20 protein-coding genes are annotated in these 20236 nt (G+C 57.0%); all 20 read left to right on the forward strand.

What is annotated here, in order from left to right:
* Positions 1-5: 5 nt before the first annotated feature.
* A complete protein-coding gene (gene rnpA / locus ATI02_RS15540; protein WP_045122860.1) occupies positions 6-407 on the forward strand; it encodes a ribonuclease P protein component in 402 nt (133 codons plus the stop codon).
* Complete coding sequence (yidD, locus tag ATI02_RS15545) at positions 400-645, forward strand: membrane protein insertion efficiency factor YidD (RefSeq protein WP_095188723.1); 246 nt, start codon at positions 400-402, stop codon at positions 643-645. The genes rnpA and yidD overlap by 8 nt, the downstream gene beginning before the upstream one ends.
* 2 nt (positions 646-647) lie before the next feature.
* Positions 648-2330: a membrane protein insertase YidC gene (gene yidC, locus ATI02_RS15550; protein WP_095188722.1), complete on the forward strand. Its 1683-nt coding sequence runs from the start codon at positions 648-650 to the stop codon at positions 2328-2330.
* Positions 2331-2411: 81 nt separating this feature from the next.
* Entirely contained in the window at positions 2412-3782 is a 1371-nt protein-coding gene (gene mnmE, locus ATI02_RS15555; protein WP_095188721.1) for a tRNA uridine-5-carboxymethylaminomethyl(34) synthesis GTPase MnmE, read from the forward strand.
* Between the two features lie 551 nt (positions 3783-4333).
* Positions 4334-6232: a tRNA uridine-5-carboxymethylaminomethyl(34) synthesis enzyme MnmG gene (mnmG, locus tag ATI02_RS15565; protein WP_100846724.1), complete on the forward strand. Its 1899-nt coding sequence runs from the start codon at positions 4334-4336 to the stop codon at positions 6230-6232.
* Complete coding sequence (rsmG, locus tag ATI02_RS15570) at positions 6229-6873, forward strand: 16S rRNA (guanine(527)-N(7))-methyltransferase RsmG (protein WP_095188719.1); 645 nt, start codon at positions 6229-6231, stop codon at positions 6871-6873. The genes mnmG and rsmG overlap by 4 nt, the downstream gene beginning before the upstream one ends.
* Before the next feature lie 18 nt (positions 6874-6891).
* On the forward strand, positions 6892-7689 hold the full coding sequence (locus ATI02_RS15575) for a ParA family protein (RefSeq protein ID WP_008084406.1): 798 nt from the start codon (positions 6892-6894) through the stop codon (positions 7687-7689).
* A 9-nt stretch (positions 7690-7698) separates the two neighbouring features.
* Positions 7699-8571 (forward strand): ParB/RepB/Spo0J family partition protein, encoded by an 873-nt coding sequence (locus tag ATI02_RS15580; protein ID WP_100846725.1) that lies wholly within the window; start codon positions 7699-7701, stop codon positions 8569-8571.
* 148 nt (positions 8572-8719) lie between these two features.
* Positions 8720-9127: a F0F1 ATP synthase subunit I gene (locus ATI02_RS15585; protein ID WP_003229783.1), complete on the forward strand. Its 408-nt coding sequence runs from the start codon at positions 8720-8722 to the stop codon at positions 9125-9127.
* Between the two features lie 16 nt (positions 9128-9143).
* Positions 9144-10013 (forward strand): F0F1 ATP synthase subunit A, encoded by an 870-nt coding sequence (atpB, locus tag ATI02_RS15590; RefSeq protein WP_095188717.1) that lies wholly within the window; start codon positions 9144-9146, stop codon positions 10011-10013.
* Positions 10014-10146: 133 nt separating this feature from the next.
* Entirely contained in the window at positions 10147-10404 is a 258-nt protein-coding gene (gene atpE / locus ATI02_RS15595; RefSeq protein ID WP_003097235.1) for a F0F1 ATP synthase subunit C, read from the forward strand.
* A 59-nt stretch (positions 10405-10463) separates the two neighbouring features.
* Positions 10464-10934 (forward strand): F0F1 ATP synthase subunit B, encoded by a 471-nt coding sequence (locus tag ATI02_RS15600; RefSeq protein ID WP_003229781.1) that lies wholly within the window; start codon positions 10464-10466, stop codon positions 10932-10934.
* A gap of 12 nt (positions 10935-10946) precedes the next feature.
* On the forward strand, positions 10947-11483 hold the full coding sequence (locus ATI02_RS15605; protein ID WP_007911956.1) for a F0F1 ATP synthase subunit delta: 537 nt from the start codon (positions 10947-10949) through the stop codon (positions 11481-11483).
* Positions 11484-11504: 21 nt separating this feature from the next.
* Positions 11505-13049, forward strand: coding sequence for a F0F1 ATP synthase subunit alpha (atpA, locus tag ATI02_RS15610; RefSeq protein ID WP_016984064.1), 1545 nt, complete (start codon positions 11505-11507; stop codon positions 13047-13049).
* Positions 13050-13099: 50 nt separating this feature from the next.
* Complete coding sequence (gene atpG / locus ATI02_RS15615; RefSeq protein WP_007911960.1) at positions 13100-13960, forward strand: F0F1 ATP synthase subunit gamma; 861 nt, start codon at positions 13100-13102, stop codon at positions 13958-13960.
* A gap of 27 nt (positions 13961-13987) precedes the next feature.
* Positions 13988-15367: a F0F1 ATP synthase subunit beta gene (gene atpD / locus ATI02_RS15620; RefSeq protein ID WP_007911961.1), complete on the forward strand. Its 1380-nt coding sequence runs from the start codon at positions 13988-13990 to the stop codon at positions 15365-15367.
* 45 nt (positions 15368-15412) lie between these two features.
* The gene (locus ATI02_RS15625) at positions 15413-15838 is read left to right on the forward strand and encodes a F0F1 ATP synthase subunit epsilon (RefSeq protein ID WP_016772407.1); all 426 of its coding nucleotides are present in this window, start codon (positions 15413-15415) and stop codon (positions 15836-15838) included.
* Positions 15839-15956: 118 nt separating this feature from the next.
* Complete coding sequence (glmU, locus tag ATI02_RS15630) at positions 15957-17324, forward strand: bifunctional UDP-N-acetylglucosamine diphosphorylase/glucosamine-1-phosphate N-acetyltransferase GlmU (protein WP_100846726.1); 1368 nt, start codon at positions 15957-15959, stop codon at positions 17322-17324.
* A gap of 232 nt (positions 17325-17556) precedes the next feature.
* Positions 17557-18333 carry a DeoR/GlpR family DNA-binding transcription regulator gene (locus ATI02_RS15640; protein ID WP_095188715.1) on the forward strand — a complete coding sequence of 259 codons (777 nt, stop codon included), beginning with the start codon at positions 17557-17559 and terminating at the stop codon, positions 18331-18333.
* A 2-nt stretch (positions 18334-18335) separates the two neighbouring features.
* On the forward strand, positions 18336-20168 hold the full coding sequence (gene glmS / locus ATI02_RS15645; RefSeq protein ID WP_100846727.1) for a glutamine--fructose-6-phosphate transaminase (isomerizing): 1833 nt from the start codon (positions 18336-18338) through the stop codon (positions 20166-20168).
* Positions 20169-20236 lie beyond the last annotated feature (68 nt).

Genomic DNA, 20236 nt, shown 5'->3' on the forward strand with positions numbered 1-20236 from the left:
TGGAGGTGAGTCAGGACTTCAGTCGGGAAAAGCGTTTGCTTACCCCCCGGCATTTCAAGGCAGTCTTTGACTCCCCTACCGGCAAGGTTCCGGGGAAAAATCTCCTGCTCCTTGCACGCAACAACGATCTTGATCACCCCCGTCTCGGGCTGGTTATCGGGAAAAAGAGCGTAAAGCTCTCCGTTGAGCGCAATCGCCTCAAACGTCTGATGCGCGAATCGTTCCGTCTGCACCAGGATTCACTGGTCGGCTGGGACATCGTTATCGTCGCGCGCAAAGGTTTGGGTGATGTAGAAAACCCCGAATTGATTCAGCATTTCGGCAAGCTCTGGAAGCGTCTGGCCCGTAACAAGCCAGTTCCAGCAGTCAACACCGAAACTGTAGGGGTAGACAGTCCAGATGCGTAAACTGGCCCTCGTTCCGATCCAGTTTTATCGCTACGCCATTAGTCCTTTGATGGCCAGTCACTGTCGTTTCTACCCCAGTTGTTCCTGCTACGCGTATGAAGCCATTGAAACTCATGGCCTTCTGCGCGGTGGCTGGCTGACCTTTCGTCGTTTAGGTCGCTGTCATCCGTGGAATCCCGGTGGTTATGACCCGGTTCCACCTATCCCTACCTCCCGTTCTTCTTCGATGGCCGAGTAATCATGGATATCAAACGCACGATCCTGATCGTCGCCCTGGCAATCGTGTCCTACGTTATGGTTCTTAAATGGAACCAGGACTATGGTCAGGCTGCCCTGCCGACTCAGAATGTTGCTTCCAGTACGACTACATCCGGTTTGCCGGACCCCGCCACTGGCAATAATGCTGCCGCCAGTGACGATATTCCGCGCGCCGCTAGCGATACCAGCGCACCTGCCGAAACACCGGTAGCCGCCAGCAAGGATCTGATCCAGATCAAAACCGACGTGCTCGATCTTGCGATCGATCCACAAGGTGGTGACGTTGCTCAACTGACCTTGCCTCTGTATCCACGTCGTCAGGATCGTCCTGATGTTCCGTTCCAGCTGTTCGATAACGGCGGTGAGCGTGTTTATCTGGCGCAAAGCGGTCTGATCGGCACCAATGGCCCGGACGCAAATCCGGCCGGTCGTCCGGTTTACTCTTCGGAGAAGAAGACTTATCAACTGGCTGACGGTCAGGACCAACTGGTTGTCGACCTGAAGTTCAGCAAGGACGGCGTCAATTACATCAAGCGTTTCACCGTGAAACGCGGCCTGTATGACGTAGCCGTTTCCTACATTGTGGATAACCAGAGCGCTCAGCCCTGGAATGGCGCAATGTTCGCCCAGTTGAAGCGTGATAGCAGCGCCGATCCTTCGTCCACTACTGCGACTGGCACCGCGACTTACCTGGGCGCCGCCCTGTGGACAAGTTCGGAGCCGTACAAGAAAGTGTCCATGAAGGACATGGACAAGGCCCAACTGAAAGAAACCGTCACCGGCGGTTGGGTAGCGTGGCTGCAACACTACTTCGTGACTGCATGGATTCCGGCAAAAGGCGAAAACAACATCGTCCAGACCCGTAAAGACAGCAAAGGCAACTACATCATCGGTTACACCGGTCCTACTCTGACCGCTGCACCGGGTGCCAAAGTTGAAACCAGCGCTGTGCTGTACGCAGGTCCGAAAAGCCAGGCTGTGCTAAAAGAGTTGTCCCCAGGTCTGGAACTGACCGTCGACTACGGCATTCTGTGGTTCATTGCCCAGCCAATCTTCTGGCTGCTGCAACATATCCACGCGATTGTCGGTAACTGGGGCTGGTCGATCATCTTCCTGACCATGCTGATCAAGGGTATTTTCTTCCCTCTGTCGGCTGCCAGCTACAAATCTATGGCGCGCATGCGTGCCGTTGCACCGAAACTGGCTGCACTGAAAGAGCAACATGGCGATGACCGGCAGAAAATGTCGCAAGCCATGATGGAGCTGTACAAGAAAGAGAAGATCAATCCGCTGGGCGGCTGCTTGCCGATCCTCGTGCAGATGCCGGTTTTCCTTTCGCTGTACTGGGTTCTGCTGGAAAGCGTGGAAATGCGTCAGGCGCCATTCATGCTGTGGATCACTGACTTGTCGATCAAGGATCCGTTCTTCATTCTGCCGATCATCATGGGCGCAACCATGTTCATCCAGCAGCAGCTGAACCCGACGCCTCCGGATCCGATGCAGGCGAAGGTCATGAAAATGATGCCAATCATCTTCACCTTCTTCTTCCTCTGGTTCCCTGCTGGTCTGGTGCTGTACTGGGTTGTGAACAACTGCCTGTCGATTGCACAACAGTGGTACATCACGCGTAAGATCGAAGCGGCGACGAAAAAAGCCGAGGCGTAACTTACTCTGTGGATAACACCACTCAAAACGCCCCCTAGTGGGGCGTTTTGCTATCTGCCACTTTTGTCTGGATTCCGGTTTATGAGCGCACCTCGTGAAACCATCGCAGCTGTCGCCACCGCCCAAGGTCGCGGCGGTGTGGGTATCGTCCGTATTTCCGGACCGCTGGCCAGTGTTACGGCCAAAGCCATCGCCGGCCGCGAACTGAAACCACGCTATGCCCATTACGGGCCTTTTTTCAGTGACGACCAGCAGGTGCTCGACGAAGGTCTGGCGCTGTACTTTCCGGGGCCGAACTCATTCACAGGTGAAGACGTGCTGGAATTGCAGGGCCACGGTGGCCCGATCGTTCTGGACATGTTGCTCAAGCGTTGCCTGGAACTGGGCTGCCGTTTGGCACGGCCGGGCGAGTTCAGCGAGCGCGCCTTCCTCAATGACAAACTCGACCTGGCCCAGGCCGAGGCGATCGCCGACTTGATCGAAGCGAGTTCTGCACAGGCCGCGCGCAACGCCCTGCGTTCTTTGCAGGGTGCGTTTTCCCAGCGTGTGCATAACCTCACCGAACAATTGATCGGCCTGCGCATCTACGTCGAAGCGGCTATCGACTTCCCGGAAGAAGAAATCGACTTCCTCGCTGATGGCCATGTGTTGAGCATGCTCGACAAGGTCCGCAATGAATTATCCACAGTGCTGCGCGAGGCCGGGCAGGGTGCCTTGTTGCGCGATGGCATGACTGTGGTGATCGCTGGCCGACCGAATGCCGGCAAGTCCAGCCTGCTGAATGCTCTGGCCGGGCGCGAAGCGGCGATCGTTACCGAGATTGCCGGCACCACGCGGGATATCTTGCGCGAACATATCCACATCGACGGCATGCCGCTGCACGTTGTCGATACCGCCGGTCTGCGCGATACCGACGATCAGGTAGAAAAGATCGGCGTCGAGCGAGCATTGAAAGCCATCGGTGAAGCGGATCAAGTGTTGCTGGTCGTCGATGCGACGGCGCCAGAAGCCTTGGACCCATTCGCCTTGTGGCCGGAATTTCTTGAAGTACGCCCCGATCCGGCGAAGGTCACCCTGATTCGTAACAAAGCTGATCTTACGGGCGAAGCCATTGCCCTGGAAGTCAGCGAAGATGGCCACGTAACCATCAGCCTGAGCGCCAAATCGGCAGGCGAAGGTCTGGAATTACTGCGTGATCATCTCAAGGCCTGCATGGGTTACGAACAAACCTCGGAAAGCAGTTTCAGTGCTCGTCGCCGGCATCTGGAAGCCTTGCGCCATGCCAGTGCGGCGCTGGAACACGGTCGCGCGCAGCTGACTCTGGCGGGGGCAGGTGAACTGCTGGCCGAAGATCTGCGCCAGGCCCAGCACTCTCTGGGGGAAATCACCGGGGCCTTCAGCTCCGATGATCTGCTGGGACGGATCTTTTCCAGTTTCTGCATCGGTAAATAATCCGCCGCTGTATTCAAACGGGCCCGTTCGTGGCCCGTTTTTGTTTCTACTTTCTTAATACCAGCCTCAATTGCCCGACTGATTCTCCAGCTCGAGCGGTTTTTTCGTGCCCGGAACTCATCCGGTCATCGATTTTCTGTGGATTAAGCCCTGTGAATAACTGCCACTGAGGTCAGTTGATAACAGGGCCTGAAAACTGGATATAAACCCCTCTGTGGATAACCGCCCGTTTCATCCACAGGCTTACACTGGTTATCCAAGGGCCTCATTGGTACATGAGCACAGGGTTTTGAATCTCTGTACACATTGAATATAAAGGCCTGTAGTGATCTATCCACAGAAAGGTGGGGCAGTAAGAATAAACATAAAAACAAAGATTCTATAAATTTCTTTCTTTTTTATTTTTTTAACCGCGAGTTCTCCACAGCTGGTTAAATTTTGTGCAAAGGGTTCTTTAGGAAGGGCGAAGTCCCTATACTTGCCGACCAGGTTCAGAAACCTGATCTCAAACTATTCCTGAATTACCTACTTAAGCAGGCACGAGGTGCGTGGTGGATTTCCCTTCCCGTTTTGAAGTGATCGTCATCGGCGGCGGTCATGCCGGTACCGAGGCAGCACTGGCCTCAGCACGTATGGGGGCAAAAACCCTGTTGCTGACGCATAACGTGGAAACCCTCGGTGCCATGAGTTGCAACCCGGCGATCGGTGGCATCGGCAAAAGCCATCTGGTCAAGGAAATCGACGCCCTCGGCGGTGCGATGGCCATGGCTACCGATAAGAGCGGCATCCAGTTTCGCGTGTTGAACAGCCGTAAAGGCCCAGCCGTGCGTGCAACCCGTGCACAAGCCGACCGCATTCTTTACAAAGCCGCTGTCCGCGAAATTCTCGAAAACCAGCCGAACCTGTGGATATTTCAACAGGCTGCTGATGACCTGATCGTCGAGCAGGAACAAGTCCGTGGTGTTGTCACGCAAATGGGTCTGCGGTTCTTCGCCGATTCCGTGGTGTTGACCACCGGTACGTTCCTTGGTGGACTTATCCACATCGGTTTGCAGAATTTTTCCGGCGGTCGAGCCGGCGATCCACCATCGATTGCCCTGGCCCACCGTTTGCGCGAACTGCCATTGCGTGTCGGTCGTTTGAAAACCGGTACGCCACCGCGTATTGACGGCAAGTCTGTGGATTTCTCGGTGATGACCGAGCAGCCAGGCGATACGCCGATCCCGGTGATGTCGTTCATGGGCAACAAAGAACAGCATCCACGCCAGGTCAGTTGCTGGATTACCCACACCAACGCCCGAACCCACGAAATCATTGCCGCGAACCTCGACCGTTCGCCGATGTATTCGGCTGCCGGCGAGATCGAAGGCATTGGCCCGCGTTATTGCCCGTCGATCGAAGACAAGATTCACCGCTTTGCCGACAAGGAAAGCCATCAGGTGTTTATCGAACCGGAAGGTTTGACCACCCATGAGCTGTATCCGAACGGGATATCCACAAGCTTGCCGTTCGACGTGCAATTGCAGATCGTGCAGTCGATCCGCGGCATGGAAAACGCGCACATCATGCGTCCGGGTTATGCGATCGAGTACGACTACTTCGATCCGCGCGACCTGAAGTACAGCCTCGAAACCAAAGTCATCGGCGGTCTGTTCTTCGCCGGGCAAATCAACGGCACCACCGGTTACGAAGAAGCCGGGGCCCAGGGTTTGCTCGCCGGGGCCAACGCTGCATTGCGTGCCAAAGGCAAAGAAGCCTGGTGTCCCCGCCGTGATGAGGCGTACATCGGGGTTCTGGTCGATGACCTGATCACCCTCGGTACTCAAGAGCCGTACCGCATGTTCACTTCCCGCGCCGAGTACCGCCTGATCCTGCGCGAGGACAACGCCGACCTGCGTCTGACCGAAAAAGGTCGTGAGCTGGGGCTGGTCGATGACGCGCGTTGGGCGGCCTTCTGCAAGAAACGCGAAAGCATCGAACTGGAAGAGCAGCGCCTGAAAAGCACCTGGGTTCGCCCGGGAACGCCGCAGGGCGATGCGATTGCGGAAAAATTCGGCACGCCGCTGACCCACGAATACAACTTGCTCAACCTCTTGAGCCGTCCGGAAATCGACTACGCTGGTCTGGTCGAAGTGACTGGCGACGGTGCCGAAGACCCACAAGTCGCCGAACAGGTAGAGATCAAGACCAAATACGCCGGTTACATCGACCGTCAACAGGACGAAATCGCCCGTCTGCGCGCCAGTGAAGACACGAAACTGCCTGTGGATATCGATTACACCAACATTTCCGGTCTCTCCAAGGAGATCCAGAGCAAGCTCGGCGCGACTCGTCCAGAGACGCTTGGCCAGGCTTCGCGCATCCCGGGCGTGACCCCGGCAGCCATTTCGCTGTTGATGATTCATTTGAAAAAACGCGGCGCGGGCCGTCAGTTGGAGCAAAGCGCTTGAGTTCTAAGGTCACTTCGCAACACGCCGAAGAGTTATCCACAGGAGCCCGCGAGCTCGGTGTCAACCTCACTGAAACCCAGCACGAATTACTGCTGGGATACCTGGCCCTGTTGATCAAATGGAACCAGGCCTACAACCTGACCGCTGTGCGCGATCCGGACGAGATGGTCTCGCGTCATTTGCTCGATAGTCTGAGCGTGATGTCGTTTATCGAAAACGGTCGCTGGCTCGACGTCGGCAGCGGCGGAGGCATGCCGGGGATTCCGTTGGCGATCCTGTATCCGGACGCGCAAGTGACCTGTCTGGATAGCAACGGCAAGAAAACCCGCTTCCTGACTCAGGTCAAACTTGAACTCAAACTGGATAACCTGCAAGTTATCCACAGTCGCGTCGAAGCGTTCCAGCCTGCTCAGCCGTTCAACGGAATCATTTCCCGGGCGTTCAGCAGCATGGAAAACTTCACCAACTGGACTCGCCATCTGGGCGACGCCGACACACGCTGGCTGGCAATGAAGGGCGTTCATCCAGCCGATGAGCTGGTAGCATTGCCGGCAGACTTCAAACTCGATAGCGAACACGCCCTGGCCGTACCCGGTTGCCAAGGCCAACGCCATCTGCTGATACTGCGCCGCACGGCATGATTGGGAACACAAGCAAGAATGGCTAAGGTATTCGCGATAGCGAACCAGAAGGGTGGTGTGGGCAAGACCACCACCTGCATCAACCTCGCAGCATCCCTGGTCGCGACCAAGCGCCGGGTGCTGTTGATCGATCTCGATCCACAGGGCAACGCCACCATGGGTAGCGGTGTGGATAAACACGGCCTGGAAAATTCGGTCTACGACCTGCTGATCGGCGAATGCGATCTGGCTCAGGCCATGCACTATTCCGAGCACGGCGGTTATCAACTACTGCCGGCCAACCGCGACCTGACGGCCGCTGAAGTGGTGCTGCTGGAAATGCAGATGAAGGAAAGCCGTCTGCGCAGCGCGCTGGCGCCGATCCGTGAGAACTACGATTACATTTTGATCGACTGCCCGCCGTCGCTGTCGATGCTCACGCTGAACGCATTGGTGGCTGCCGATGGGGTGATTATCCCCATGCAGTGCGAGTACTTCGCGCTGGAAGGTTTGAGCGACCTTGTGGATAACATCAAGCGCATCGCTGAACTGCTGAATCCGAACCTGAAAGTCGAAGGTCTGCTGCGGACCATGTATGACCCGCGCCTGAGCCTGATGAACGATGTTTCGGCCCAGCTCAAGGAACACTTCGGCGATCAGTTGTATGACACGGTGATCCCGCGCAACATCCGCCTGGCCGAAGCGCCGAGCTACGGCATGCCGGCGCTGGCCTACGACAAGCAATCGCGTGGTGCGCTGGCCTACCTGGCCCTGGCGGGCGAGATGGTTCGTCGTCAGCGCAAAAATTCACGCATCGCCGCCGCTCAGGCAACTTAAGGAATCCCCATGGCCGTCAAGAAACGAGGTCTCGGACGTGGACTGGATGCACTGCTGAGTGGTCCTACCGTCAGCGCGCTGGAAGAACAAGCCGCGCAAGCGGACACCCGTGAGTTGCAGCACCTGCCACTGGACCTGCTCCAGCGCGGCAAGTATCAACCTCGCCGGGATATGGATCCGCAGGCGCTGGAAGAGCTGGCGCAGTCGATCAAGGCACAAGGCGTGATGCAACCGATCGTGGTGCGCCCGATCGGTGGCGGCCGCTTTGAGATCATTGCCGGTGAACGCCGCTGGCGCGCGAGCCAGCAAGCCGGGCAGGAAACCATCCCGGCGATGGTTCGCGATGTCCCGGATGAAACCGCGATTGCCATTGCGCTGATCGAGAACATCCAGCGTGAAGACCTCAACCCGATCGAGGAAGCGGTCGCCCTGCAGCGTTTGCAGCAGGAATTCCAACTGACTCAGCAACAGGTCGCCGACGCTGTGGGTAAGTCCCGCGTCACTGTGGCTAACCTGTTGCGGCTTATTGCGCTGCCGGAAGTCATCAAGACCATGCTGTCGCACGGTGACCTGGAAATGGGTCATGCCCGTGCCTTGCTCGGTTTACCGGACAATCAGCAGGTCGAAGGGGCGCGACATGTTGTCGCACGCGGCCTCACCGTGCGCCAAACCGAGGCACTGGTTCGCCAGTGGTTGAGTGGTAAACCGGAGCCTGTGGAAGCCACCAAACCCGACCCGGATATCGCCCGCCTCGAACAGCGTCTGGCCGAGCGCCTAGGCTCTGCGGTGCAGATTCGCCACGGGAAGAAGGGAAAAGGGCAGTTGGTGATCGGTTACAACTCCCTCGATGAGCTTCAAGGTGTGCTCGCGCACATCCGCTGAAACATTTCCTCATGTAGCGCGCAGTCGGAAATCACTACCTGACAGTTGAATAGGGGCAGAACCGCCCCTATACTCTGCGCGCATTTTGTCGGCACAAATTATGCCAAGTTATTGAATTCTGGCAGCCGACCATTGGAGAGCAAACGTGATGGAAACCCGCAAGCCAAACCGCCTGCCGTTCCATCGCCTGGCGGTTTTTCCGGTGTTAATGGCTCAATTCGTGATTTTGCTCATTGCCGCTTTGGCGCTCTGGCAATGGCACGGAGTCGTTGCCGGATACTCGGGACTTTGCGGAGGCCTGATAGCCTTGCTGCCCAATGTATATTTCGCTCACAAGGCATTTCGGTTTTCCGGCGCCCGAGCAGCCCAGTCCATCGTCCGGTCTTTTTATGCCGGCGAGGCAGGCAAACTGATTTTGACAGCAGTGCTTTTTGCTCTGGTGTTTGCAGGTGTGAAGCCATTGGCGCCGATAGCTGTATTCGGCGCGTTCGTGCTGACTCAGTCGGTCAGCTGGTTCGCTCCCCTGCTGATGAGAACAAGACTTTCGAGACCTTAGGGCGTTTGAGGCAACCATGGCAGAAACAACCGCTTCGGGCTATATCCAGCACCACTTGCAGAACCTGACCTTCGGTCAGCTACCTAACGGCGGCTGGGGCTTTGCCCATACCGCAGCAGAAGCCAAAGAAATGGGCTTCTGGGCTTTCCACGTCGATACCCTCGGCTGGTCGGTTGCGTTGGGTCTGATCTTCGTCCTTCTTTTCCGCATGGCGGCAAAAAAGGCAACGTCGGGTCAGCCGGGTGCTTTGCAGAACTTCGTTGAAGTATTGGTCGAATTCGTCGATGGCAGCGTGAAAGACAGCTTCCATGGCCGTAGCCCGGTGATTGCACCGCTGGCACTGACCATCTTCGTCTGGGTGTTCCTGATGAACGCCGTCGACCTGATTCCGGTCGACTGGATTCCTCAGCTGGCCATCCTGATCTCCGGCGACCAGCACATCCCGTTCCGCGCCGTGTCGACTACCGACCCGAACGCGACTCTGGGCATGGCGCTCTCGGTTTTCGCACTGATCATTTTCTATAGCATCAAGGTCAAGGGCATCGGCGGCTTCATCGGCGAACTGACCCTGCACCCTTTCGGCAGCAAGAACATCTTCGTTCAGGCCCTGCTGATCCCGGTGAACTTCCTGCTGGAATTCGTGACCCTGATCGCCAAGCCGATCTCCCTGGCTCTGCGTCTGTTCGGCAACATGTATGCCGGCGAGCTGGTGTTCATTCTGATCGCTGTGATGTTCGGCAGCGGCCTGCTCTGGCTGAGCGGCCTGGGCGTTGTTCTGCAGTGGGCGTGGGCTGTGTTCCACATCCTGATCATCACGCTGCAGGCGTTCATCTTCATGATGCTGACCATCGTCTACCTGTCGATGGCGCACGAAGAAAACCATTAAGACCAGTTTCGACTAGTCTGATGTCCTTCCCGGTCAAACGGGAAGGGGCTCTTCACAGGGCACCTGAAACGATTTGTTTTACCGCTTTAATCTAAAAAACCTAAACCATACGACGTAAAAGTCGGGAGGAAAGATGGAAACTGTAGTTGGTCTAACCGCTATCGCTGTTGCACTGTTGATCGGCCTGGGCGCACTGGGTACCGCAATTGGTTTCGGCCTGCTGGGCGGCAAGTTCCTGGAAGGCGCAGCGCGTCAGCCAGAAATGGTTCCAATGCTGCAAGTTAAAATGTTCATCGTTGCCGGTCTGCTCGACGCCGTAACCATGATCGGTGTTGGTATCGCTCTGTTCTTCACCTTTGCGAACCCGTTCGTTGGTCAGATCGCTGGCTAATTACCCGGATTCTTCCGAGTAATTTGATGTGATGGACAACGTAACTGCGAGGTGTTGGCGTGAACATTAATGCGACCCTGATTGGCCAGTCCGTTGCGTTCCTGATTTTTGTACTGTTCTGCATGAAGTATGTATGGCCTCCGGTCATCGCTGCTCTGCACGAACGTCAAAAGAAGATCGCTGATGGTCTGGACGCTGCCAGCCGTGCAGCTCGCGACCTGGAGTTGGCCCAAGAAAAAGCGGGTCAGCAACTGCGCGAAGCGAAAGCTCAGGCAGCTGAAATCATCGAGCAAGCCAAGAAACGCGGTAACCAGATTGTCGAAGAGGCCGTTGAAAAGGCCCGTGTCGACGCTGACCGTGTGAAGGTTCAGGCTCAAGCCGAGATCGAACAGGAACTGAACAGTGTCAAAGACAAGCTGCGCGCCCAAGTGGGCTTGCTGGCTGTCGGCGGCGCCGAGAAGATCCTGGGTGCCACAATCGATCAAAACGCGCACGCAGAGCTGGTTAACCAACTGGCTGCTGAAATCTAAGCGAGGGCGATCATGGCAGAACTGACCACGTTGGCCCGACCTTACGCTAAGGCGGCCTTCGAGCACGCTCAGGCCCACCAGCAACTGGCCAATTGGTCAGCCATGCTCGGCCTGGCTGCAGCGGTGTCGCAAGACGACACCATGCAGCGCGTGCTCAAGGCCCCGCGACTGACGAGCGCAGAAAAGGCCGCCACGTTTATTGACGTGTGCGGCGACAAGTTTGATGCCAAGGCACAGAACTTCATCAACGTCGTTGCCGAAAACGACCGTCTCCCGCTTCTGCCGGAGATCGCCGCTCTTTTCGACCTGTACAAGGCCGAACAAGAGAAGTCGGTAGACGTTGAAGTGACCAGTGCTTTCGCATTGAACCAAGAACAGCAAGACAAACTCGCCAAGGTTCTCAGTGCACGACTCAACCGGGAAGTGCGCCTGCAAGTTGCGGAGGATGCTGCCCTAATAGGTGGTGTCGTTATCCGCGCCGGCGACCTGGTTATCGATGGCTCGATTCGCGGCAAAATCGCGAAACTTGCCGAAGCATTGAAATCTTGAGTTTGAAGGGGCAGCAGAGCAATGCAGCAACTCAATCCTTCCGAAATAAGTGAAATTATCAAGGGCCGCATCGACAAGCTCGATGTGACCTCCCAAGCCCGTAACGAAGGCACTGTCGTCAGCGTATCTGACGGCATCGTGCGGATTCACGGTCTGGCCGACGTAATGTACGGCGAGATGATCGAGTTTCCGGGCGGCGTCTACGGTATGGCCCTCAACCTGGAGCAAGACTCCGTAGGTGCCGTTGTACTGGGCGCTTACCAGTCTCTGGCTGAAGGCATGAGCGCCAAGTGCACCGGCCGCATCCTCGAAGTTCCGGTTGGTAAGGAACTGCTGGGTCGCGTAGTCGACGCACTGGGTAACCCTGTTGACGGCAAAGGTCCACTGGGCAACACCGAGACCGACGCGGTCGAGAAAGTTGCTCCGGGCGTGATCTGGCGTAAGTCGGTAGACCAGCCTGTACAGACTGGCTACAAGGCTGTCGATGCCATGATCCCTGTCGGCCGTGGCCAGCGTGAGCTGATCATCGGTGACCGTCAGATCGGTAAAACCGCTCTGGCGATCGACGCGATCATCAACCAGAAAGACAGCGGCATTTTCTGCGTCTACGTAGCAATCGGTCAGAAGCAATCGACCATCGCCAACGTGGTTCGCAAGCTGGAAGAAAACGGCGCCCTGGCCAACACGATCATCGTGGCTGCCAGTGCTTCGGAATCTCCTGCGCTGCAGTTCCTGGCACCGTACTCCGGTTGCACCATGGGTGAATTCTTCCGCGACCGCGGTGAAGACGCGCTGATCGTTTATGACGATCTGTCCAAGCAAGCAGTGGCTTACCGCCAGATTTCCCTGCTGCTGCGCCGTCCACCAGGCCGTGAAGCTTACCCAGGCGACGTGTTCTATCTCCACTCCCGTCTGCTCGAGCGCGCATCCCGCGTTTCGGAAGAGTACGTAGAGAAGTTCACCAACGGCGCAGTGACCGGCAAAACCGGTTCCCTGACCGCACTGCCGATCATCGAAACCCAGGCTGGCGACGTTTCCGCGTTCGTTCCGACCAACGTGATTTCCATCACCGACGGTCAGATCTTCCTGGAATCGGCCATGTTCAACTCGGGCATCCGCCCTGCAGTGAACGCCGGTGTTTCGGTATCCCGTGTGGGTGGTGCCGCTCAGACCAAGATCATCAAGAAGCTGTCCGGTGGTATCCGTACCGCTCTGGCTCAGTACCGTGAACTGGCGGCATTCGCCCAGTTCGCTTCTGACCTGGACGAAGCGACCCGTAAGCAACTTGAGCATGGTCAGCGCGTTACCGAGCTGATGAAGCAGAAGCAATACGCACCAATGTCGATCGCTGACATGGCGCTGTCGCTGTATGCCGCTGAGCGTGGGTTCCTGACTGACATTGAAATCGCCAAGATCGGCAGCTTCGAACAAGCGCTGATTGCTTTCTTCAACCGCGATCACGCCGATTTGATGGCCAAGATCAACGTTAAAGGTGACTTCAATGACGAAATCGACGCTGGCATGAAAGCCGGTATCGAGAAGTTCAAGGCCACCCAAACCTGGTAAGCCGCAGCGGGAGCCGCGAGGCTCCCGCTTGCTAACCTGATAGGTGTTACATGGCAGGCGCAAAAGAGATTCGCAGTAAGATTGCGAGCATCAAAAGCACGCAAAAGATTACCAGCGCCATGGAAAAAGTGGCGGTCAGCAAAATGCGCAAGGCACAAATGCGCATGGCTGCTAGCCGTCCTTATGCGGAGCGTATCCGCCAGGTAATTGGGCATCTGGCCAACGCCAACCCGGAATACCGCCACCCGTTCATGATCGACCGCGAAATCAAGCGTGTTGGTTATGTCGTCGTGAGCAGTGACCGTGGTTTGTGCGGCGGCTTGAACACCAACCTGTTCAAGGCCCTGGTCAAGGACATGGCGGTAAACCGCGAAAACGGCGTCGAGATTGATCTGTGTGTCGTTGGTAGCAAGGGTGCGGCCTTTTTCCGTAACTTCGGCGGTAACGTCGTTGCAGCTATCAGCCACCTGGGTGAAGAGCCGTCGATCAATGATCTGATCGGCAGCGTCAAGGTGATGCTGGATGCCTACCTGGACGGCCGTATTGATCGCCTGTCCGTGGTGTCCAACAAGTTCATCAACACCATGACGCAACAGCCTACCGTGGAGCAGTTGATTCCATTGGTGGCAACCCCGGATCAGGATCTCAAGCACCACTGGGACTATCTCTACGAACCGGATGCCAAAGAGCTGCTTGACGGCTTGATGGTCCGTTACGTCGAGTCGCAGGTCTACCAGGCGGTGGTCGAGAACAACGCGGCTGAACAAGCTGCGCGGATGATCGCGATGAAGAACGCTACCGACAACGCCGGTGATTTGATCAGCGATTTGCAGCTGATCTACAACAAGGCGCGTCAGGCTGCGATCACCCAAGAGATCTCGGAAATCGTCGGCGGCGCTGCCGCGGTTTAACGGTTCAAATATTCAGAGGATCCAGCTATGAGTAGCGGACGTATCGTTCAAATCATCGGCGCCGTTATCGACGTGGAATTTCCACGCGACAGCGTACCGAGCATCTACAACGCGCTGAAAGTAGTGAGCGCGGCCGAAACCACTCTGGAAGTTCAGCAACAGCTGGGCGACGGCGTGGTTCGCACCATTGCGATGGGTTCCACCGAGGGCTTGAAGCGCGGTCTGGAAGTTACCGATTCTGGCGCAGCCATCTCCGTACCGGTCGGTAAAGCGACCCTGGGCCGGATCATGGACGTTCTGGGTAACCCAATCGACGAAGCGGGTCCAATCGACACCGAAGAGCGTTGGGGCATTCACCGTCCAGCGCCTTCGTTCGCTGAACAGGCAGGCGGCAACGACCTGCTGGAAACCGGCATCAAGGTTATCGACCTGGTTTGCCCGTTTGCCAAAGGCGGTAAAGTCGGTCTGTTCGGTGGTGCCGGTGTAGGCAAAACCGTAAACATGATGGAACTGATCCGTAACATCGCCATCGAGCACAGCGGTTATTCCGTGTTCGCCGGTGTGGGTGAGCGTACTCGTGAGGGTAACGACTTCTACCACGAGATGAAGGACTCCAACGTTCTGGACAAAGTGGCACTGGTTTACGGTCAGATGAACGAGCCGCCGGGTAACCGTCTGCGCGTAGCACTGACCGGCCTGACCATGGCCGAGAAGTTCCGTGACGAAGGTAACGACGTTCTGCTGTTCGTCGACAACATCTATCGTTACACCCTGGCCGGTACTGAAGTATCCGCACTGCTGGGTCGTATGCCTTCGGCAGTAGGTTACCAGCCGACCCTGGCTGAAGAGATGGGCGTTCTGCAAGAACGTATCACTTCGACCAAGGAAGGTTCGATCACCTCGATCCAAGCGGTATACGTACCTGCGGACGACTTGACCGACCCGTCGCCAGCGACCACCTTCGCCCACTTGGACGCCACCGTCGTTCTGTCCCGTGACATCGCTTCCCTGGGTATCTACCCAGCGGTAGATCCACTGGATTCGACTTCGCGCCAGCTGGATCCGAACGTAATCGGCCAGGACCACTACGACACCGCTCGCGGCGTTCAGTACGTTCTGCAACGTTACAAAGAGCTGAAAGACATCATCGCGATCCTGGGTATGGACGAGCTGTCGGAAGCCGACAAACAGTTGGTTAACCGTGCTCGTAAGATCCAGCGCTTCTTGTCGCAGCCGTTCTTCGTGGCTGAAGTCTTCACCGGTGCTTCGGGTAAATACGTTTCCCTGAAAGACACCATTGCTGGCTTCAAAGGCATCCTCAACGGTGACTACGACCACCTGCCAGAACAAGCGTTCTACATGGTTGGCGGCATCGAAGAAGCGATCGAGAAAGCCAAGAAACTGTAATCCCGGCGCCCGGCAACGGGCGCTAATTTAGGTTGAGGCAATCAGATGGCTATGACAGTCCATTGCGATATCGTCAGCGCGGAAGGGGAAATCTTTTCCGGCCTGGTCGAGATGGTGATTGCGCACGGTGCACTGGGTGATCTTGGTATCGCTCTGGGTCACGCGCCGCTGATCACTAATCTGAAGCCAGGTCCGATCCGCCTGATCAAGCAAGGCGGGGAAGCCGAGGTGTTCTACATCTCCGGTGGTTTCCTCGAGGTTCAGCCGAACATGGTCAAGGTACTTGCCGATACCGTGCAACGTGCTGCCGACCTGGATGAAGCTCAGGCTCAAGCAGCTCTCAAGGCTGCCGAGAATGCCCTGAACGAAAAAGGCGCGGACTTCGATTACGGCGCCGCTGCCACACGTCTGGCCGAGGCTGCAGCTCAACTGCGCACCGTCCAGCAGATCCGCAAGAAGTTTGGCGGTTAATCCGTCAGCCACTTGTTGTGTGATTGATAAAAAAGGGTAGCCTCGGCTACCCTTTTTTCTTTTCCGATTTTTACAACCCCGGTCGCAGTTGCTGACCACCCAGGATTGGTAGCCAGTCATGTCTCTCGAAATCGTTATCCTCGCGGCCGGTCAAGGCACTCGTATGCGTTCGGCACTGCCGAAGGTGTTGCACCCGATTGCCGGCAATTCCATGTTGGGCCATGTTATCCACAGCGCCCGACAACTCGATCCACAACGCATTCATGTAGTTATCGGCCACGGTGCCGATGTGGTGCGTGAGCGTCTGGCCGCAGACGATCTGAATTTTGTGCTGCAGGACAAGCAGTTGGGCACCGGCCACGCCACAGCCCAGGCTGTGCCGTTCATTACGGCCGACACCGTGCTGATTCTTTACGGTGATGTGCCGCTGATCGAAGTCGAAACCCTGCAACGTCTGCTCAAGCATGTTGTGCCTGGCCAGATGGGTTTGTTGACCGTAGAGCTGGATGACCCGACCGGCTATGGCCGTATCGTCCGCGACGCCGAGGGCAAGGTCGCCGCCATCGTCGAGCACAAAGATGCCAGCGAAGCGCAGCGTGCGATCACTGAAGGCAACACCGGCATTCTCGCGGTACCGGCCAATTGTCTGGCCGACTGGATGAGTCGTCTGTCGAATAACAACGCTCAGGGCGAGTACTACCTGACCGACGTGATCGAAATGGCGGTCAGCGATGGTCTGGTAGTGGCCACCGAACAGCCACATGACCCGATGGAAGTGCAGGGTGCCAACGATCGCAAGCAACTCTCCGAGCTAGAGCGTCATTACCAATTGCGCGCCGGTCGTCGCCTGATGGCCCAAGGCGTAACACTGCGTGACCCGGCGCGTTTCGACGTGCGTGGCGAAGTCACCGTCGGTCGTGATGTGCTGATCGACATCAACGTGATTCTCGAAGGCAACGTGGTCATTGAAGACGACGTGATCATTGGTCCGAACTGCGTGATCAAAGACAGCACCCTACGCAAAGGTGTGGTCATCAAAGCCAACTCTCACATTGAAGGCGCAATACTCGGCGAAGGCAGTGATGCCGGTCCGTTTGCTCGCCTGCGCCCGGGTACTGTGCTTGAAGCGCGTGCCCATGTGGGTAACTTTGTTGAACTGAAGAACGCCCACATGGGCGAAGGCGCCAAGGCCGGACATCTGACTTACCTGGGCGACGCCGAAATCGGTGCGCGCACCAACATCGGCGCGGGAACCATCACCTGCAACTACGATGGCGCCAACAAGTGGAAGACCGTGATAGGCGAAGATGTGTTCATTGGTTCCAACAACTCGTTGGTCGCCCCTGTGGATATCTCCAGCGCCGCAACTACCGCGGCCGGTTCGACCATCACACAGAATGTTGATAACGCGCAGTTGGCCGTTGGGCGTGCGCGGCAGAAGAACATCGATGGCTGGAAGCGTCCGGTGAAAATCAAAAAGGACTGAGTTATCCACAGCCTGACTTAGCCACGCAAACCCAATGTGGGAGCGGGCTTGCTCGCGAAGGCGTCGTGTCATTCAACATCAATGTTGAATGATCGACCGCTTTCGCGAGCAAGCCCGCTCCCACATTTTTGTTTGTGTCGTTCTCAAAAAACTCTGCATCGTGCTTGACGATTTATGGGCAATAGGTTTTGATTGCTTCCGTTATCTTTCGAATCGAAACTTAAAGCCCGCCATGTCGAAACGCAATACGCCGCAGCGCCGCCACAACATCCTCGCTTTGCTCAATGAGCAGGGCGAAGTCAGTGTGGATGAACTGGCCAAGCGCTTCGAAACCTCCGAAGTTACGATTCGCAAGGATCTTGCCGCATTGGAAAGCCACGGTCTGTTGCTACGCCGCTACGGTGGAGCGATCACCATGCCTCAGGAACTGGTCGCGGAAACCGCCCAGAGCATTTCCAAATACAAACAGGCGATCGCTCGCGCTGCGGTGAAACGCATCCGCGAGCACGCGCGCATTATCATCGACAGTGGCAGCACCACCGCCGCGATGATTCCAGAGCTTGGCCAACAGCCGGGCTTGGTGGTGATGACCAACTCTCTGCACGTCGCTAATGCCTTGAGCGAGCTCGAACATGAACCGGTGCTGTTAATGACCGGCGGCACCTGGGATCCGCATTCGGAATCCTTCCAGGGCCAGGTGGCCGAGCAGGTACTACGCTCCTACGACTTCGATCAGTTGTTTATTGGCGCCGATGGCATCGATCTGATGCGCGGTACCACCACGTTCAACGAATTGCTGGGCTTGAGCCGAGTGATGGCTGAAGTGGCGCGGGAAGTGATCGTGATGGTCGAGGCCGACAAGATCGGCCGCAAGATTCCCAATCTGGAGCTGCCATGGAGCAGCGTCCATACCCTAATTACCGATGATCGCCTGCCCTTAGATGCCCGCGATCAGATTCAGGCCCGCGGTATCACCTTGATTTGCGCGGCTATCAGTCAGGAGAAATAAGCATGTGTGGAATTGTCGGCGCAGTGGCTGAACGTAATATCACCGCCATTCTGGTAGAAGGCCTCAAGCGCCTTGAATACCGCGGCTATGACAGCGCCGGTGTGGCCGTGTACACCCACGACGAAACCCTTGAGCGCATGCGACGCCCGGGCAAAGTCAGCGAGCTGGAAGTCGCACTGGCCGAACACCCGCTGGTTGGCCGTCTGGGGATTGCCCACACTCGTTGGGCAACCCACGGCGCGCCTTGCGAGCGTAACGCTCACCCGCATTTCTCCGGCGACATTGCGGTGGTGCACAACGGCATCATCGAAAACCATGAAGCCCTGCGTGAGCAACTGAAAGCACTGGGCTACGTATTCACGTCGGACACCGATACTGAAGTCATCGCCCACCTGCTCAGCGAAAAGCTCAAGGTTCAGCCTGATCTCACCGCAGCCCTCAAAGCCACCGTCAAGGAACTCCACGGTGCATACGGTCTGGCAGTGATCAATGCCAAGCAACCGGATCGTCTTGTTGCCGCCCGCAGTGGTAGCCCGCTGGTGATCGGTCTGGGTCTGGGTGAGAACTTCCTCGCTTCCGATCAACTGGCCCTGCGTCAGGTGACTGACCGCTTCATGTATCTGGAAGAAGGCGATATCGCCGAAATTCGCCGCGATAACGTGCAGATCTGGGACGTTAATGGCACTGCTGTCGAGCGTCAGACCGTGCAGTACAGCGACGGTGCCGAAGCCGCCGATAAAGGCGAATTCCGCCACTACATGCTCAAGGAAATCCACGAGCAACCGGCGGTGGTCCAGCGCACTCTGGAAGGTCGTCTGAGCAACAATCAAGTGTTGGTACAGGCATTTGGCCCCCAAGCGGCCGAGTTGTTCGCCAAAGTACGCAACGTGCAGATCGTTGCCTGTGGCACCAGTTATCACGCGGGCATGGTTGCGCGTTACTGGCTCGAAGAACTGGCCGGGATCCCGTGCCAGGTCGAAGTCGCCAGCGAATTCCGCTACCGCAAAGTGGTGGTGCAGCCGGACACCCTGTTCGTCACCATCTCCCAGTCCGGCGAAACCGCCGACACCCTGGCCGCACTGCGCAACGCTAAAGAGCTGGGCTTTCTCGCCAGCCTGGCGATCTGCAACGTCGGCATCAGTTCGCTGGTGCGCGAATCCGATCTGACCCTGCTGACCCAGGCCGGTCGCGAAATCGGCGTGGCATCGACCAAGGCATTCACCACGCAACTGGTCGGTCTATTGCTGCTCACTCTGTCGCTGGGCCAAGTGCGTGGCACTCTGGCGAAAGGCGTTGAAGCCACGTTGGTGGAAGAACTGCGCCGCCTGCCGAGTCGCTTGGGCGAAGCGCTGGCGATGGACAGCACCGTCGAGAAAGTTGCCGAGCTGTTTGCCGAGAAGAACCACACCTTGTTCCTCGGCCGCGGCGCGCAATTCCCGGTGGCGATGGAAGGTGCCTTGAAACTCAAGGAAATCTCCTATATCCACGCCGAAGCCTACCCGGCCGGCGAGTTGAAACACGGCCCGCTGGCGCTTGTGGATAACGACATGCCGGTGGTCACCGTGGCGCCGAACAACGAACTGCTGGAGAAGCTCAAATCCAACCTGCAGGAAGTCCGTGCCCGCGGCGGCGAACTGATCGTGTTCGCCGATGAGAAAGCCGGAATGACCAACGGCGAAGGCACCCACGTCGTGCAGATGCCGCATATCCACGACATCCTCTCGCCGATCCTCTACACCATTCCGCTGCAACTGCTGTCGTACTACGTTGCTGTGCTCAAGGGTACGGACGTTGATCAGCCGCGTAACCTGGCGAAGTCGGTGACGGTGGAATAAGTTATCCACAGCTGAGTTCGCCCTAAAAAATCGCAGCTTCGGCTGCGATTTTTGTATCTGATTCGAGG

It is taken from the genome of Pseudomonas baetica (genome assembly GCF_002813455.1).
GTDB lineage: Bacteria > Pseudomonadota > Gammaproteobacteria > Pseudomonadales > Pseudomonadaceae > Aquipseudomonas > Aquipseudomonas baetica.